Raw genomic sequence first — 15,692 nt, 5'->3', positions numbered from 1 at the left:
AGGTGCGAGGAGCCATCTGGTGCAGTCGTGCGCGCTTGCATATGAGCGCGGCATGCGGATCGCGATCATCGACACGAGCTCAACGCGCGCCGCGATCATTTCCGACGGCTTGCGGGAGGCGGGGCTGGTCGATCTGGTGCTCATCGACCCGAACGGGCCGCTTGCCGCGCAGATCGAGGCGGCGCAGCCCGAGGTCGTGCTGATCAACCTCGAAAACCCCAGCCGCGACCAACTCGAGGACTGCTTCGCCATGTCGCGCGCGCTCGACCGGCCGATCGCGATGTTCGTCGACCAGAGCGATGCCGAGGCGACCGGCGCGGCGATCGACGCCGGAGTCAGCGCCTATGTCGTCGATGGGCTCTCGAAGCAGCGAATCAAGCCGGTGGTCGATCTGGCGGTACGACGATTCCAGGCGTTTTCGCGGCTCCAGCGCGAACTCGATGCGGCCAAGAATGCGCTGGCCGAACGCGCGGCGATCGACCGCGCCAAGGCGATATTGATGAAGAAGCGCGGGATCGACGAGCCCGCCGCCTATGCGCTGCTGCGCGGACAGGCGATGCGGACGAGCCGCCGGATCGTGGAAATTGCGGAAGCGATCGTCACGGCCGAGGCACTGATGGGGGACTTGCCGTGACCGACGAGACGATGCGGATCGGCTTCCTGCCCCTGGTCGATGCGGCGCTTCCGATTCTGGCGCACGAGCTCGGCTTTGCTGAGGCGCAGGGGCTGCGGCTCGAACTTGTCCGCGACATGACGTGGGCGACGGTACGCGACCGGCTGCTCTACGGCCATACCGATGCAGCTCACATGGTCGCGCCGCTCGCCATCGCGACGGCGCTGGGGCGGGGGCGACCGGCGGTGCCGATGGCGGTTCCGTTCGTGCTCGGGCTCAACGGCAATGCCGTGACTCTGTCGACCGCGCTGGCCGATGCAGTCGGCTTGAGCGATACGCTGGGCGATCCAGTGGCGATCGGTGCAGCGCTGAAGCAGGTCGCGCGCGGGCGGCGGCTGCGTTTCGGCGTCGTGCATCGCTATTCCAGCCACAACTATATGCTCCGCTATTGGCTGGCGGGAGTGGGCATCCGTCCCGACATCGATGTCGACATCATCGTAACCAGCCCGCCCTTCGCCGCCGATGCGCTGGCGGCGGGCGAGGTCGACGGCATCTGTGTCGGCGAGCCGTGGAATTCGATCGCGGTCGATCGCGGGGTTGGGCGGATCGCGCTGGCGACGGCGCAGATCTGGCGGCGCGGGGTGGAGAAGGTCCTCGCGATGCGCAGCGCCGTCGTAGAGGAGCGGCGCGATGCGGTGCTGCGGCTAGTCCGCGCGCTCCACGCCGCTGCGGCGCATTTCGTCGATCCGGCCAACGCCGAGCCGAATGCCGCCGTCCTCGCGCGCGGGGACTATCTTGATGCCTCACCCGATGCAGTGCTGCGCGCGATCACCGATCGGCTGCGGCTGACCCGGGGAGGCGCGCCGGTCCATTATCCCGATTTCATGTTCCAGTATCGCGAAGCGGCGAACTTCCCCTGGCGCAGCCAGGCGGCGTGGCTTTACGCCCAGATGACGCGATGGGACGGGACCGGCTATTCGGACGCAGCCGCAGCGACCGCGACGCAGGTGTTCCGCCCGGACCTCTATCGCCAGGCGCTGTTGGGATCGGGCGCACCCTTGCCGGGGGCCAGCTCAAAGCTGGAGGGCGGGCTGGACTCGCCGGTCGGGGTGGGATCAGTGCAGGGGCGGCTGACCCTTGGCGCCGATCGCTTCTTCGATGGAAAGTCGTTCGATCCCGAGGACATAGCCGGATATCTCGCCAGCCTTCCTTGATACGCCGCACCTGAAAATATTGCACTTGCGAAGATTCGGCTTGCGCGGGCGAAGCGAATCATGCAGCTTTCTGCGTGTACGGCAAAGATGCCGGAAAGATTGATGCGCGTCGCTGCCAATGGAGGGAGCGGACCGCAACGGGTCGGGGCGCAGGCTCCTTCAACCTCAACAGGCAACGAAGCCGCCAGGACGCGCCCGAATGGTCGCCGTTCTGGCGGCTTTTTTCGTGCCGGTCGCATTCGGGGACTGAGACGATGGCAACAGGCTTTCTCAACGCGGAGGCGTCCACTTCGCAATCGAGCTTCTGGTCAAGCGGGCACAGGCCGACGCTGATCGCAGCGTTCCTCTATTTTGACCTCGCGTTCATGGTGTGGGTGATCCTCGGACCCCTCGCGCCGGAGATTTCCAGGACGCTGGCGCTGACCCCCGCTGAAAAGGGGCTGATGGTCGCTGTCCCCACGCTGGCCGGGGCGCTGCTCCGCGTGGTAAACGGCCTGCTGGTCGACCGGATCGGGCCGAAAAATTCGGGGACGATCAGCCAGATCATTGTGATCGCAGGCCTGTTCACCGCTTGGGCGATGGGGGTGACCAGCTTTGCCGGCACGCTCGCGCTGGGCGTGATCCTTGGCTTTGCCGGGGCGAGCTTCGCGATCGCGCTCCCGCTCGCCAGCCGCTGGTATCCGCCGAAGCATCAGGGCAAGGCGATGGGTCTGGCCGGAATGGGCAATTCGGGCACGGTGCTCGCCGCCCTATTTGCGCCGGGCCTTGCCAAGACCTTCGGCTGGAACGACGTGCTGGGTCTCGCCTGCATTCCGCTTTCGATCGTGCTGGTCGCCTATGTGTTCATGGCGAAGGATGCGCCGGGCCGCCCTGCGCCCAAGTCGCTCAAGGACTATTTCCAGCCGCTCAAGGCTGCGGACAGCTGGTGGCTGATGGGCTTTTACTCGGTGACGTTCGGCGGGTTCGTCGGGCTCGCCGCCAGCCTGCCGATCTATTTCACCGACCGCTTCGGGCTCACGACTATACAGGCAGGCTATGCCACCGCGGCGTGCGTGTTCGCCGGGTCGCTGGTGCGGCCGATGGGCGGCGCGCTGGCCGATGCGATCGGCGGCGTCAAGGCGCTGACCGCCGTGTTCATCCTTGCCGCCTTCGCGCTGGTCGGCATTGCGCTGGCGGACGATTTCGTCACTGCGCTGATGCTGTTTGTGATCGGCATGCTCGCCCTCGGCACCGGCAATGGTTCGGTGTTCCAGCTGGTGCCGCAGCGTTTTGCGGCGGAGATCGGCGTGATGACCGGTTTGGTCGGGATGGCGGGCGGGATCGGTGGCTTCTATCTCGCCTCGTCGCTCGGGCTGGCAAAGCAGTGGACCGGCAGCTTTGCGCCCGGCTTTCTGGTCTTCGCGGGGCTGGCGATCGTCGCGCTCGTCGGGCTGATGCTGGTCAAGGCCAAGTGGCGCGCGACTTGGGGCACCGCTGCCGGCGTGCGGATCTGATCGGATGCGGTCCGCACTCCCGATCATCGGCCCGGCCGAGGGGATGACGTTGCGATCGGGATGGCACTGCCGCGCAAGCGGCCGCCTCGACCGCACCATGGGCACGAATCCAAGCTGCTCGCCTCGGCGGAGCTCGGCAAGACCACAGCATCGTCGCACTCCGCCGATTACTGCGCCGACGGCCTCGCCACCGACACATGCACATTCTGGCTGCAACTGGACTGGATGATTTGATGGAAATGCACTCTGTCACCGCCGCGAAGGAGGACATGCGCGAACATCTTGTCGTGATCGGCAACGGCATGGCGGGGTGCCGCGCGGTCGAGGAAATCATCGCGCGCGACCCGACCCGCTATCGGTTCATCATTTTCGGCGCAGAACCGCGGGTGAACTACAATCGCGTCATGCTTTCCCCGGTGCTGGCGGGTGAGAAGGCGTTCGATGACATCGTCATCAACGGTGCGGACTGGTATGCCGAACATGGCATCGACCTGATCGCCGGAGATCCGGTGGTGGGGATCGACCGGGCTGCAAAGACCGTAACGTCGCGTGGCGGCGTGACCACCGGCTACGACAAGCTCCTGATCGCCACCGGCAGCGACCCCTTCATCATTCCGGTACCAGGGCACCAACTGCCGGGCGTGATCGCATTCCGCGACATGGACGATGTCGCGACGATGTTGTCCGCCGCAGAAAGGGGCGGGAGCGCGGTGGTGATCGGCGGCGGGCTGCTCGGGCTGGAGGCGGCGCACGGCCTATCGCTTCGGGGCATGAAGGTGACCGTGCTCCATTTGATGCCATCGCTGATGGAGCGGCAGCTCGACGAGGCCGCCGGGTGGCTGCTCAAACAGGCGCTAGAAGCGCGCGGGCAGGCGATCCTGACCGGAGCGGAAACCGCCGAGATTATCGGTGACGGCAAGGTCGAGGGAGTACGGCTCAAGGACGGCACCGAAATCGCCGCCGATCTGGTCGTCATGGCGGTCGGCATCCGCCCAGCCTCGGGCCTTGCGCGTGCTGCCGGACTTGAGGTCGGTCGCGGGATCAAGGTCGATGACCATATGGTCACCAGCGACCCCGACATCCTCGCAGTCGGCGAATGTGTCGAGCATGACGGCAATGTCTATGGGCTCGTCGCGCCGCTGTGGGACATGTGCCGCAGCCTGGCCGATCACATGACCGGCCGCCCGAGCGGCTATCGCGGTTCGGTCACCTCGACCAAGCTCAAGGTGTCGGGGATCGACGTCTTCTCCGCGGGAGATTTTTCTGGCGGAGACGGGTGCGAGGACATCGTGATGCGCGACGCGGCGCGCGGGGTGTACAAGCGCGTGGTGATCAAGGACGACCGCATCGTCGGCGCGGTGCTCTATGGCGATACCACCGATGGGAACTGGTATTTCGACCTGCTCAGGAAGCAGGAGAGCGTTGCCGATGTCCGCGACCTGCTGATCTTCGGCCAGGCCTTCGCCCGGGGAGGGGGCGCGGCGGACCCTAAGGCGGCCGTTGCGGCGCTTTCCGACGATGCGGAAATCTGCGGCTGCAACGGCGTGACCAAGGGACAGGTGGTGTCGTGCATCGCCAAGGGATCGCACAGCCTCGACGCGGTGCGCGCCACCTGCAAGGCATCGGCAAGTTGCGGTTCGTGCACGGGCCTGGTCGAATCCATCCTCGCGCTAACGCTGGGCGAGGAGGTGCAGTCGGGCGCGAAGACGATGTGCAAATGTACCAGCTTCGGCCATGACGATGTCCGGCGCGAGATCGTCGTGCAGGACATGCGATCGATCCCGGAGGTGATGCAGAAGCTGCACTGGAGCACGCCCGATGGCTGTTCCTCGTGCCGCCCCGCGCTGAACTACTATCTCCTCTGTGCACTGCCCGGCGAGTATGTGGACGACCAGCAAAGCCGTTTCGTCAATGAGCGGATGCACGCCAACATCCAGAAGGACGGAACCTATTCGGTCGTCCCGCGCATGTGGGGCGGGCTGACCAACCCGCGTGAGCTGCGCGCGATCGCCGATGTCGTCGAGAAGTACGACGCGCCGATGGTCAAGGTGACCGGCGGTCAGCGGCTCGACATCTTCGGGATCAAGAAGGAGGATTTGCCCGCGGTCTGGGCCGATCTCAATGCCGCCGGAATGGTCAGCGGCCATGCCTATGGCAAGTCGCTGCGCACAGTGAAGACGTGTGTCGGCTCCGAATGGTGCCGCTTCGGCACGCAGGATTCGACCGGGCTTGGTGTCAAGATCGAGCGCGCGACCTGGGGGTCGTGGATGCCGCACAAGTTCAAGATCGCGGTCAGCGGGTGCCCGCGCAATTGCGCCGAGGCGACGATCAAGGATTTCGGCGTGGTGTGCGTCGACAGCGGCTACGAGCTGCATGTCGGTGGCAATGGCGGCATGCATGTCCGTGCCACCGACCTGCTTTGCAAGGTCGCGACCGAGGCGGAGGCGATCGAGCATTGCGCCGCCTTCATTCAGCTCTACCGTGAAGAAGCGCGCTATCTCGAGCGCACCGCGCCGTGGATCAAGCGGGTCGGGCTCGACTATATCCGCGCGCGGCTGCTCGACGACGACGGAGTCCGCGCCGACCTCGCCGCGCGCTTCTTCCACTCGCAGAGTTTCTCGCAGGACGATCCGTGGGCGCAGCGCGCGCAGGGTGCCGAGCGCGAGCACCACGCGCCGATGGCGCGCTTCACCCCCGTTGGAGAGATGGCATGACCGGCGAGTGGTTGGAGATCGGCTGGCTCAATGAAATCCCGGTCCGCGGCAGCCGCACGGTGCAGGTCGAGGGTGGCGACGATATCGCGATCTTCCGGACGAGCGAGAATGAGGTGTTCGCGCTGCTCGACCGCTGCCCGCACAAACATGGCCGATTGTCGCAGGGCATCGTTCATGGCGGCGCGGTGGCGTGCCCGCTGCACAACTGGCGCATTTCGCTGACCACCGGCGAAGCGCTCGGCGAGGACAAGGGCTGTACCCCGACGGTGCCCGTCAAGATCAGTGCCGGGCGGGTGCTGATCTGTCGTGCCGGCACGCTGAAGGCGGCGGCCTGATGGGCGAGGCGGTCCGCACCACCTGCGCCTATTGCGGAGTTGGTTGCGGGATCCGTGCGACCGTCACGGGTGAGCGTCAGGTGCGGATCGAAGGCGATCCTGATCATCCTGCCAATGGCGGACGGCTCTGTTCGAAGGGCACGCATCTGGGTGAGACCGTCGGCCTGGAAGGGCGACTGCTCCACCCGATGATCGGCCTCAGGCGTGCGAGCTGGGACAAGGCGCTGGCGCTTGTCGCGAAGCGCTTTCGCGACACGATCGCGCGGCACGGGCCGGGCAGCGTCGCCTTCTATGTTTCGGGTCAGTTGCTCACCGAGGATTATTATGTCGCGAACAAGCTGATGAAGGGGTTCATCGGCACCGCCAACATCGACACCAATTCGCGGCTGTGCATGTCGAGCGCGGTCGCCGGGCACAACCGCGCATTTGGCGAGGATGTGGTGCCTGCCAGCTATGACGATCTCGACTCCGCCGACCTGATTGTGCTGGTGGGCAGCAACGCCGCCTGGTGCCATCCGATCGTCTATCAGCGCGTCGCCGCACGGCGCGAAGCGGGGGCGAAACTGGTGGTGATCGACCCGCGCCGCACCGAGACCGCAGCGGACGCTGACCTGCATCTGCCGATCCGCCCGGGCAGCGACGTCGCGCTGATGAACGGGCTGCTGCACTGGTGCCGCGAGGCTGGCGTGGTCGACGAGGCATATCTCGCCGCGCATGTCGCGACGCCCGACAGTTTCTGGGACGACGTAGGAGAGGGGAGCGACCTATGGTCGGTGGCAGGCGTCTGCGACGTGGCGCCGTCAGACCTCAGGCGCTTCTACGAGCTGTTCGCCGCAACGCCCCAAACGGTGACCATGTTCAGCCAGGGCGTGAACCAGTCGCTGAGCGGCACCGATCAGGTCAACGCCATCCTCAACGTCCATCTGGCGACGGGGCGGATCGGCAAGCCGGGTGCGGCACCCTTTTCGATTACCGGCCAGCCCAATGCAATGGGCGGGCGCGAGGTCGGCGGACTCGCCTCCACCCTCGCCGCGCACATGAATTTCGCGGCTGAGAACCGCGAACTGGTCCAGCGCTTCTGGGCCTCGCCCGCGATGGCGCAGAAGCCGGGGCTGAAGGCTGTCGACCTGTTCCGCGCGATCGATGAAGGGCGGATCAAGGCGCTATGGGTCATGGCGACCAACCCGGCGGTATCGATGCCGGACGCAGGCCGGGTGCGCGATACACTCGCCGCCTGTCCCTTCGTCGTGGTGAGCGACGTGATGGAGCGGACCGACACCGTCGATTACGCCCATGTCCGCCTGCCCGCTGCCGCCTGGGGCGAGAAGGACGGGACGGTCACCAACAGCGACCGAACGATCAGCCGCCAGCGTGCGCTGTTCCCGCTGCCCGGCGAGGCGAAACCCGATTGGTGGATCGTCAAGGAAGTCGCGCGGCGGATGGGGTGGAAGACCGCCTTTGCCTATGACCGCCCGGCCGAGATCTGGCGCGAGCATTGCCGCCTCTCGACCTATGGCAATGGCGGCAAGCGGCTGTTCGCGCTGCCCGATGGCGGGTCGGGGGGCAATGCGGCGTATGACGCGATGACGCCGTTCCGCTGGGGCGGAGTGCCGTTCGCCGATGGCCGCTATTCGACAGCCGATGGGCGCGCGCGGCTGGTCAGCGTGGCGCAGAAGCCGATCCCCGCACCGCTGCGCGACTGGCCGATGACGCTCAACACCGGACGCTATCGCGACCAGTGGCACACGATGACCCGCACCGGGCTTGCGCCGAAGCTGGCGCGGCACCGCGAGGAGCCGTTGGTCGAGGTGCATCCCGAGGATGCAGCCGAACTGGGCCTCGCCGAGGGCGGTCTTGCACGCGTCACGACGCCGCAGGGGGACAGCATCTTCCGCGTCGCGCTGACCGATGCGCAACGGCGCGGCGAGCTGTTCACGCCGATCCACTGGACCGACCGCACTTCGACCGGCGGGCGCACGGGGTTGCTTCCGCGCCCGCTGACCGATCCGCATTCGGGGCAGCCGGGGTTCAAATCGACTCCAGCTAAGCTTGAGCCTGTCACGACCGAGTGGCGCGGATTTCTGATCATGGCGGGTGAGCTTGCAAACAAGCCGCGCTGCCTGTGGGCGACGCGGGTGGCGGTGCCGCAGGGCAGTCTGTGGGAGCTGGCCGGCAATGGCGACACGGCGCGAATCGAGGCAATGCTGCCGCGCGGCGAGCGGATCGAGGCAGTCGACGTCGGCCGTGGCACGCGGCGCGTCGCGATACTCGACAAGGGCAAGCTTGCCGCAGTGTTGTTCGTCACTCGCACCGGCGAGCTTCCCTCGCGCGACTGGCTGATCGCGCAACTCGCCGAGGAACGCGCCCCGCCGACCCTGCTCGCCGGTCGCGCACCGGGGGCTCAGCCCGATCGCGGCGCGGTAATCTGCGCCTGTTTCGATGTCGGACTCAACGCCATCGTCGCTGCGATCCGCGACCAGGGGCTGGCGGACGTCGCCGCGATCGGCGGCGCGCTGCAGGTTGGAACCAATTGTGGATCGTGCCGCCCGGCGCTTGCCCGCATTCTTTCGGAGGTGACGTCCGATGCCGCATGACGAATTTCCCATTGGGAGTGTTTGGCTGGTCGGCGCGGGACCGGGCGACCCCGACCTGCTGACGCGCAAGGCGATGCGGCTGATCGAGGCGGCCGACGTCGTTTATCATGATGCGCTGGTCGGGCCGGGCGTGCTCGCGCTGATTCCCCCTGCGGTCGAGCGGGTGAGCGTCGGCAAGCGCGCCGGACGGCATTCGAAGGATCAGGCGAGCATCGATGCGATGCTGGGCGCTGCCGTGCGCCGGGGGCGGCGGGTGGTGCGGCTTAAGGGCGGCGATCCGTCGATGTTCGGGCGCTCGGCGGAGGAGATGACCGCGCTGCGCGACGCCGGCTTCCTCGTGCAGGTCTGCCCCGGCGTTACGGCTGCGAGCGCGGCGGCAGCTTCGGCGGGCGTATCGTTGTCGCTGCGCGGTCTGGCACGCGAGGTGCGCTTCGTCACAGCGCACAGCCGCAACGGCGCGGCGCTCGATCTCGACTGGGCATCGCTTGCCAGTCCTGGGGCGACGCTCGCATTCTACATGGGGCGCGGCGCGGCGGGGGAGATCGCGCAGCGCCTGATCGCGGCCGGGCTTGACCGCGCGACTCCGGTGTTGATCGCGTGCAACGTTAGCCTGGCGGACGAAAAGCGGCTGTCGACCCGGCTCGACTTGCTCGACATCGCCACTCGCGCCTTCGCCGAAGGGGCGCCCACCCTCATCCTGATCGGTGAGGCGGTGCGCGTCGAAGACAATACGCCGATGGCGGCACCGTCCGGTACCTTCGCGCACAGGTAAGCTGGAATGCGGCATTCGAACCGCAGTCAAAATGTCGCACCGCATCGCATATCGACCGCTCCCTAGGAGGTCGATGGGTGCCCAAGATTTGCGCTAAGTCACTGAAAAAGTGGTGGACGCACTAGGGCTCGAACCTAGGACCCGCTGATTAAGAGTCAGCTGCTCTACCAACTGAGCTATGCGTCCATTCCGGGGTGGCGAGCACTTTCCAGGAAGTGCCTGCCGCGTTTTGGAGGGGCGCGACTAGCAAAGCGTTTCGACCCATGCAACCGCTAATTTTGCGCGATCGCGCGGGCGTGGCTCACCAGCGTACGACCTTCCGGTTCTGCCGGTCGATCGACATGAGGATTCCCACGCAAATCAGCACCGTCATAAGGGCCGATCCGCCGAAGCTCACCAGCGGCAGCGGAATGCCGACCACCGGGGCAAGGCCCATCACCATCGCCATGTTGATCGCGACATAGAAGAAGATCGTCGTCGCCAGCCCTGCGGAGGCGAGACGCGCGAATTTGCTCTGCGCCCGCAGTCCCACGTTGATCCCCCAGCGGACGAGCAACAGAAAGGCGACGATCAGGAACAGACCGCCCATCAGCCCCCATTCTTCCATCATCGTCGCCAATGCGAAATCGGTATGGCCTTCGGGAAGATAATCGAGATGGCTCTGGGTGCCGTTGAGAAAGCCCTTGCCGAACCACCCGCCCGATCCGATCGCGATCTTCGACTGGCTGATGTGATAGCCGGTGCCAAGCGGATCATTTTCCGGATTGAGGAAGGTGAGCACTCGGTTTCGCTGATAGTCGTGCAGCACGAAATTGACTGCGAGCGGAATCGTCACTGCGAGGGCGAGAGCGCCGGCGATGAAGAGCCGGAGCGGCACGCCGGCAAGAAACATCACGGTCACGCCACTCGCGCAGATCATCAGTGCAGTACCCAGATCGGGCTGCAGCATGACGAGGCCCGCCGGTATGCCGATCAGCAATGCCGCCGGCCAGATGGCGCCGAAGCGTCGGATCTCGCCAGCCGGCAGGATTTCATAGAAGCGCGCCAGCGCCAGCACGATCACCGGCTTCATCAGCTCCGACGGCTGCAGCCGGATGAAGCCGAGATCGAGCCATCTTTGGCTGCCGCCACGCACGGCACCCAGTAGTTCGACGCCGACCAGCATGAGTACCAGCGCCCCATAAAGGGGCAGCGCACCCATCGCCCAGACCGATTCGGGCAGCCGCGACATCATCATCGCAAGACCAAGGAAGACGACGAAGCGTACTGCCTGCGGGTAGGCCCAGGGCGAGATACTGCCGCCCGCCGCAGAATAGAGCACCAGCAGGCCGAACACGCCGATCGCAGTAACCAGAAGGATGATCCGCCACGGCAGCTGCGCGACCGGCGCAGGGACGAAGCCGCCCCCCAGGTTGCTCATTGGTCGCTCTCCGCGGAGTTGCCGGCAGCGGCGTTGCCGGCCGCTTCGCCGGAGGTTCCGGGAGCCTGCGGCGGCGGAGCGGCACGGGCCGCTTCGAACGCGGCGGTCTGTGCCGCCATGCGGGTGCGATAGTCGCCGCCCCAGCTCGGCTCGAGTTCGAGCAGTGTGTCGATCGCTTTCCGCTTGTCAAACAGATAGGTCATCACGTCGCGCGCGATGGGGGTTACGTCGGTGATCGGATTGACGTGCCCGTGGTGCTCGAGCACGAGCGAAATCGCATAGCGTGGCTTGTCTGCGGGTGCGAAGCCGATGAACAGCGTGTGATCGCGCAGTCTGAACGGAAGTTGCGAATCCCGTAGCACGCCCGAACGGCGCTCGGCTGCGGTGATGCGCCGGACCTGGGCTGTGCCGGTCTTGCCGGCCAGCTCGATCCCGTCGAGGGGCAGCCGCGCACGACCGCCGGTCCCCCCGCCGTTCACGACCGCCCACATGCTATGGCGGATCGTCTCGAGGTGGTCCGCCGGTATCGGGAGCGGCGGTGCGGGCTCATGGACCGTATCGAGCAACAGCCGCGGTACCACTTGGCGACCGCCTGCCAGCCGCGCCGCAGCCACGGCGAGCTGCATGGGATTGGCGAGCACATAGCCCTGACCGATCGACGCGTTCACGGAGTCGGCGACGGTCCAGTCTTCGTTGTACTTGCGCTTCTTCCATGCGCTGTTCGGCACGGTGCCGTACCGCTGGCTGGGGAAGGGCAGGTCGAATTCCTTGCCCAGCCCGAGGTCTGAAACGACGGTGGCGAACCGATCGTAGCCCAACTCGCGCGCCATGCTGTAGAAATAGACGTCGCAGCTCTGCGCGACCGCCGCTTCCATGTTCACCGAACCATGGCCGCCGCGCTTGTGGCAGTGGAAGGCGCGCCGGCCCACCTGAAGCGCCCCGCCGCAATAGACCGTCTGGTTTGGCGAGATCCCCGCTTCGAGGATTGCCAGCGCGTGCATCGGCTTCACCGTCGACCCCGGCGGATACAGGCCCTGCAGCACCTTGTTCATCAGCGGGATGTGATCGTCCTCCCGCAGCATCGCCCATTCGGACTGGCTGATGCCGTCGGAAAAGGCGTTCGGATCATAGGCGGGGACCGACACCATCGCGAGGACGTCGCCGGTGAGCGTGTCGAGTACCACCGCCGATCCCGAATTGTCGGCCATGCGGCGCGCGGTATATTCCTGCAGCCCTGCGTCGATCGTGAGCTTCACTGTCTCGCCCGGTTTGTCGGGCCGCGTCGCAAGCTCGCGCACGAGCCGGCCGCGCGCCGTGACTTCGACGCGCTTGGCGCCCGGCGTGCCGCGCAGCCGATCCTCCAGCGACTTCTCCAGGCCGTCCTTGCCGAGCTTGAAGCCGGGAGTGACGAGCAGCGGGTCGCGCTCCTCCTGATACTGCTCGGCCGAAGCGGCGCCGACATATCCGACGAGGTGGCCGACGGCGGCGCCGAGCGGATAGTTGCGCGCAAAGCCGCGCGTGGGGGCGACGCCGGGCAGGCTCGGCTGGCGCACACCCACCGCAGCGAACTGCTCCCAGTCCAGATTCTCGGCCACCTGCACCGGCTGAAAGCCGGCGTTGCGCTCCAGATCATTCTTGATCCGCTCGATATCCTCATCATCGAGCGCCAGGATCTGGCGGAGCTGCGTCAGTACCTGTTCCTCATCCTCCAGTCGGTCGGGAATGATGTCGACACGAAAATCGGTGCGGTTGTTCGCGATCGGCGCACCGTTGCGATCGACGATCCAGCCGCGTCGCGGCGGCGTCAGCGTGAGATTGATCCGATTGCTCTCGGCGAGCAGCCGATAGCGCTCGTTCTCGAACACCGCGAGCCAGGTCATCCGCCCGGCGAGCACGAGCCCGACACCAGCCTGCGCTCCGCCAAGCAGCATGGCACGGCGCGAGAAGCTGAAGGTCTGGGCGGCTTCGGTTACGCGACTCATGGCAGCTACCGTCGCGCGGAATCGCGGTCGAGCCGCAACGCGAGCTGATAGGCGAGCGGGAACAGCGCGGTGGTCACGATGATCTGCATCAGCAGGGCAGTGTCCACGTGCGCGCTGAACGGAGACGCAAGAAGCCGTCCGGCGATCAGCACAAAACCGATTCCGCCGGCTGCCATGAGCCAGTCCTGCCAAAAATCACGCCACACAAGACGTGTGTCTAGCACGTCTATCGCCAAAAAGCACAGTGTCCACAGCAACATCGCGCTTCCCAGCGGCTGCCCGCTCACGAGATCGTCGACGAAGCCGAGCGGCACCGGCGCCCAGACGCGCAGCGCATCGGCGCGGTGGAGCCGCCAGGCGAGTAGCATCAGCAGCCCGAACGGAGGCAGAACCGGAAAGGTGGCGACGAGCGGCAACAGCGTAAGCAGCGAGCCTACGACGATGCTGAGCGGTGCGAGCCAGTCCGATCGGTGCCGCCGTTCGGTGCGGCCGAGCGGAAGGAATTCAGGCGGTCTCACGGGCCTTCCGCGCCGCTGACGTTGCCCCCGGCGCTATCCTCCTCCGGCGCTTCCGATTCGTTGGAAGCTTCTGCCTCGCCATCGGCCGGACTGGCCGGAGGGGCGGGCAGGAAGGTTTCCTGCACGAGCGCATAGTCGAGGCCGTCGGGGTTCGCTTCGGGCTGCGCGATGGCGATGTCGCGCGCATCGCGAATCACTCGGGCGACGGGAATGTTGGGCGAATAGATGCCGCCCGTTCCGGAAGTGACAAAGGTGTCGCCAGCGCGGAACGGCACATTCGCGATGCTCGCCGATCGGATGTCGAGCAAGCCGTCACCACGCCCCGCCGCGATCGCAGGCAGGCCGTCGCTCGTGCGCCGCACGGGCACGATGCTCTCGGGGTCGACGATCAGCAGCACCCGCGCCGTGTTGGGGCTGGTTTCGATCACCTGCCCGATCAGGCCGTCGGGACCGCGCACCGGCTGGCCGCTGCGCACGCCCTGCCAGCTGCCGGCATTGAGAGTCGCATAGCGGCGCGTGCTCGATCCCGTCGAACTGACCAGTCGGGCCGCCACCACCGATTCCGGATTGGCTTCGCGCACCTGGAGCAGAGCCCGGAGTCGACGATTCTCGCGGGTGAGCGTGCGCGCACGCTGCACCAGCGTCGCCTGGTCCTCCAGCTCCTTGCGCAGCCGCGCATTCTCCGCCCGCACGTTGAAATGGCCGGACACGCCTTCGGGAACTCCGGTGACGCTGCGCCTGGTCCAGGCAAACACCGACGAAACCGGAGTCGTGAGCTCGGAAAACACACCACGAACGACGGCGAACGCCGGCGGATTGAACGTCGAAAGCAGCAGCAGGCCCGCGCCGATCAGCGCACCGCCGACGGCGGCCACATAGCCTAGGAAGAGCCCATACTGCGCCCGCCGCGAAAACCCCGGGCGCCGGTTGCGTTGCGGCGCCATGATCCCCCCAACCTGCTAGACCGCGAGCAGCACGCCGCGGAATACCGGATCTTCGAGCGCCCGCCCAGTGCCCAGTGCGACACAGGTCAGCGGATCCTCGGCGACGGTGACCGGAAGGCCGGTCTCGTCGCGGAGCACTTCGTCGATCCCGGAAAGGAGCGCGCCGCCGCCGGTGAGCACGATGCCTTGATCGACGATGTCGGCCGCCAGCTCGGGCGCGGTATTCTCCAGCGCGATGCGCACGCCTTCGACGATCGTGCCAACGGGCTCGCTCAGCGCTTCGGCGATCTGGCCCTGGTTGATCTGGATTTCCTTGGGCACGCCGTTCACGAGATCGCGGCCCTTGATGTGAATCGTCTGGCCGATGCCGTCTGCCGGCGGCTTGGCGACGCCGACTTCCTGCTTGATCCGCTCGGCAGTGGCTTCGCCGATCAGCAGATTGTGGTTGCGGCGGACATAAGAGACGATCGCCTCGTCCATCTTGTCGCCGCCGACGCGGACCGACGTGGAATAGGCGAGACCGCGCAGGCTGAGCACGGCGACTTCGGTGGTTCCGCCGCCGATGTCGACGACCATGCTGCCGATCGGTTCGGTGACGGGCATTTCGGCGCCGATCGCGGCGGCCATCGGCTCCTCGATCAGCCACACCTGGCTCGCGCCCGCGTTCGACGCGGCGTCGCGGATCGCGCGGCGCTCGACCGAAGTGGAGCCGGAGGGGACACAGATCACGATCTGGGGCCAGCGCATGAAGCGCCGCTGGCCGTGCACCTTCTGGATGAAGTGCTTGATCATCTGTTCGGCGACGTCGATGTCGGCGATCACGCCGTCGCGCAGCGGCCGGATCGCTTCGATCGTGCCGGGGGTCTTGCCCATCATCAGCTTGGCGTCGTCACCGACCGCCTTCACCTTGCGCACGCCGTTGATCGTCTCGACTGCAACCACGGAGGGTTCGTTCAGCACGACGCCGCGCCCGCGCAGATACACGACGGTATTCGCCGTTCCCAGGTCGATCGCCATGTCGTGGGACATGAATTTGAAGAAGCGGGAGAATAGCATCGATGTTTCCGTCCATTCCGCGCCCGGCCCGATACGC

At 66.4% G+C, this 15,692-nt stretch carries 13 protein-coding genes and 1 tRNA gene; 8 read left to right on the top strand and 6 right to left on the bottom strand.

Going from position 1 to position 15,692, the window contains the following annotated elements; genetic code table 11:
• Nucleotides 1-52 precede the first annotated feature (52 nt).
• The 8 genes from ACQ450_RS03725 to cobA all read left to right on the top strand — a co-directional run bounded on the left by ACQ450_RS03725 (nt 53) and on the right by cobA (nt 9,735).
• Complete coding sequence (locus ACQ450_RS03725) at nt 53-634, top strand: ANTAR domain-containing response regulator (protein WP_188055179.1); 582 nt, start codon at nt 53-55, stop codon at nt 632-634.
• An 11-nt stretch (nt 635-645) separates the two neighbouring features.
• Nucleotides 646-1,827, top strand: a complete 1,182-nt coding sequence (locus ACQ450_RS03720; protein WP_431471271.1) for a CmpA/NrtA family ABC transporter substrate-binding protein — start codon at nt 646-648, stop codon at nt 1,825-1,827.
• A 254-nt stretch (nt 1,828-2,081) separates the two neighbouring features.
• Nucleotides 2,082-3,320 carry a nitrate/nitrite transporter gene (locus ACQ450_RS03715; RefSeq protein WP_188055178.1) on the top strand — a complete coding sequence of 413 codons (1,239 nt, stop codon included), beginning with the start codon at nt 2,082-2,084 and terminating at the stop codon, nt 3,318-3,320.
• Between the two features lie 60 nt (nt 3,321-3,380).
• Nucleotides 3,381-3,554: a hypothetical protein gene (locus tag ACQ450_RS03710; protein ID WP_431470553.1), complete on the top strand. Its 174-nt coding sequence runs from the start codon at nt 3,381-3,383 to the stop codon at nt 3,552-3,554.
• Nucleotides 3,554-6,034: a nitrite reductase large subunit NirB gene (nirB, locus tag ACQ450_RS03705; protein WP_431470552.1), complete on the top strand. Its 2,481-nt coding sequence runs from the start codon at nt 3,554-3,556 to the stop codon at nt 6,032-6,034. The genes ACQ450_RS03710 and nirB overlap by 1 nt, the downstream gene beginning before the upstream one ends.
• Nucleotides 6,031-6,369 carry a nitrite reductase small subunit NirD gene (nirD, locus tag ACQ450_RS03700; RefSeq protein WP_431470551.1) on the top strand — a complete coding sequence of 113 codons (339 nt, stop codon included), beginning with the start codon at nt 6,031-6,033 and terminating at the stop codon, nt 6,367-6,369. Before nirB ends, nirD begins: the two co-directional genes overlap by 4 nt.
• Complete coding sequence (locus ACQ450_RS03695) at nt 6,369-8,963, top strand: molybdopterin-dependent oxidoreductase (RefSeq protein WP_431470550.1); 2,595 nt, start codon at nt 6,369-6,371, stop codon at nt 8,961-8,963. The genes nirD and ACQ450_RS03695 overlap by 1 nt, the downstream gene beginning before the upstream one ends.
• Nucleotides 8,953-9,735, top strand: coding sequence for a uroporphyrinogen-III C-methyltransferase (cobA, locus tag ACQ450_RS03690; protein WP_431470549.1), 783 nt, complete (start codon nt 8,953-8,955; stop codon nt 9,733-9,735). The genes ACQ450_RS03695 and cobA overlap by 11 nt, the downstream gene beginning before the upstream one ends.
• A 110-nt stretch (nt 9,736-9,845) precedes the next feature.
• On the opposite strand, the gene ACQ450_RS03685 is transcribed toward cobA, so the two are convergent.
• The 6 genes from ACQ450_RS03685 to ACQ450_RS03660 form a co-directional block, all read right to left on the bottom strand.
• Nucleotides 9,846-9,921, bottom strand: a tRNA-Lys gene (locus tag ACQ450_RS03685).
• A gap of 115 nt (nt 9,922-10,036) precedes the next feature.
• Entirely contained in the window at nt 10,037-11,155 is a 1,119-nt protein-coding gene (rodA, locus tag ACQ450_RS03680; RefSeq protein WP_431470548.1) for a rod shape-determining protein RodA, read from the bottom strand.
• On the bottom strand, nt 11,152-13,137 hold the full coding sequence (gene mrdA, locus ACQ450_RS03675; protein WP_431470547.1) for a penicillin-binding protein 2: 1,986 nt from the start codon (nt 13,135-13,137) through the stop codon (nt 11,152-11,154). The genes rodA and mrdA overlap by 4 nt, the downstream gene beginning before the upstream one ends.
• A 5-nt stretch (nt 13,138-13,142) precedes the next feature.
• A complete protein-coding gene (gene mreD, locus ACQ450_RS03670) occupies nt 13,143-13,655 on the bottom strand; it encodes a rod shape-determining protein MreD (protein WP_431470546.1) in 513 nt (170 codons plus the stop codon).
• On the bottom strand, nt 13,652-14,599 hold the full coding sequence (mreC, locus tag ACQ450_RS03665; RefSeq protein ID WP_431470545.1) for a rod shape-determining protein MreC: 948 nt from the start codon (nt 14,597-14,599) through the stop codon (nt 13,652-13,654). The genes mreD and mreC overlap by 4 nt, the downstream gene beginning before the upstream one ends.
• A gap of 15 nt (nt 14,600-14,614) precedes the next feature.
• Complete coding sequence (locus ACQ450_RS03660) at nt 14,615-15,655, bottom strand: rod shape-determining protein (protein WP_188055163.1); 1,041 nt, start codon at nt 15,653-15,655, stop codon at nt 14,615-14,617.
• Nucleotides 15,656-15,692: the final 37 nt, after the last annotated feature.

Source organism: Sphingosinithalassobacter sp. LHW66-3, assembly GCF_050703275.1.
In the GTDB taxonomy this organism is placed as follows: Bacteria; Pseudomonadota; Alphaproteobacteria; order Sphingomonadales; family Sphingomonadaceae; genus Sphingomonas.
Note: the sequence above shows the minus strand (reverse complement) of the source record. Positions and strands in the feature narration are given on the sequence as shown.

Bases quoted from the DNA above. Each gene is read 5' to 3' on its own strand.
- rodA (WP_431470548.1), bottom strand. From the start codon at position 11,155: ATGAGCAACCTGGGGGGCGGCTTCGTCCCTGCGCCGGTCGCGCAGCTG.
- ACQ450_RS03710 (WP_431470553.1), top strand. From the start codon at position 3,381: ATGGCACTGCCGCGCAAGCGGCCGCCTCGACCGCACCATGGGCACGAA.
- ACQ450_RS03725 (WP_188055179.1), top strand. From the start codon at position 53: ATGCGGATCGCGATCATCGACACGAGCTCAACGCGCGCCGCGATCATT.
- mreC (WP_431470545.1), bottom strand. From the start codon at position 14,599: ATGGCGCCGCAACGCAACCGGCGCCCGGGGTTTTCGCGGCGGGCGCAG.
- ACQ450_RS03715 (WP_188055178.1), top strand. From the start codon at position 2,082: ATGGCAACAGGCTTTCTCAACGCGGAGGCGTCCACTTCGCAATCGAGC.
- ACQ450_RS03695 (WP_431470550.1), top strand. From the start codon at position 6,369: ATGGGCGAGGCGGTCCGCACCACCTGCGCCTATTGCGGAGTTGGTTGC.
- mrdA (WP_431470547.1), bottom strand. From the start codon at position 13,137: ATGAGTCGCGTAACCGAAGCCGCCCAGACCTTCAGCTTCTCGCGCCGT.
- ACQ450_RS03660 (WP_188055163.1), bottom strand. From the start codon at position 15,655: ATGCTATTCTCCCGCTTCTTCAAATTCATGTCCCACGACATGGCGATC.
- nirB (WP_431470552.1), top strand. From the start codon at position 3,554: ATGGAAATGCACTCTGTCACCGCCGCGAAGGAGGACATGCGCGAACAT.
- nirD (WP_431470551.1), top strand. From the start codon at position 6,031: ATGACCGGCGAGTGGTTGGAGATCGGCTGGCTCAATGAAATCCCGGTC.
- ACQ450_RS03720 (WP_431471271.1), top strand. From the start codon at position 646: ATGCGGATCGGCTTCCTGCCCCTGGTCGATGCGGCGCTTCCGATTCTG.
- cobA (WP_431470549.1), top strand. From the start codon at position 8,953: ATGCCGCATGACGAATTTCCCATTGGGAGTGTTTGGCTGGTCGGCGCG.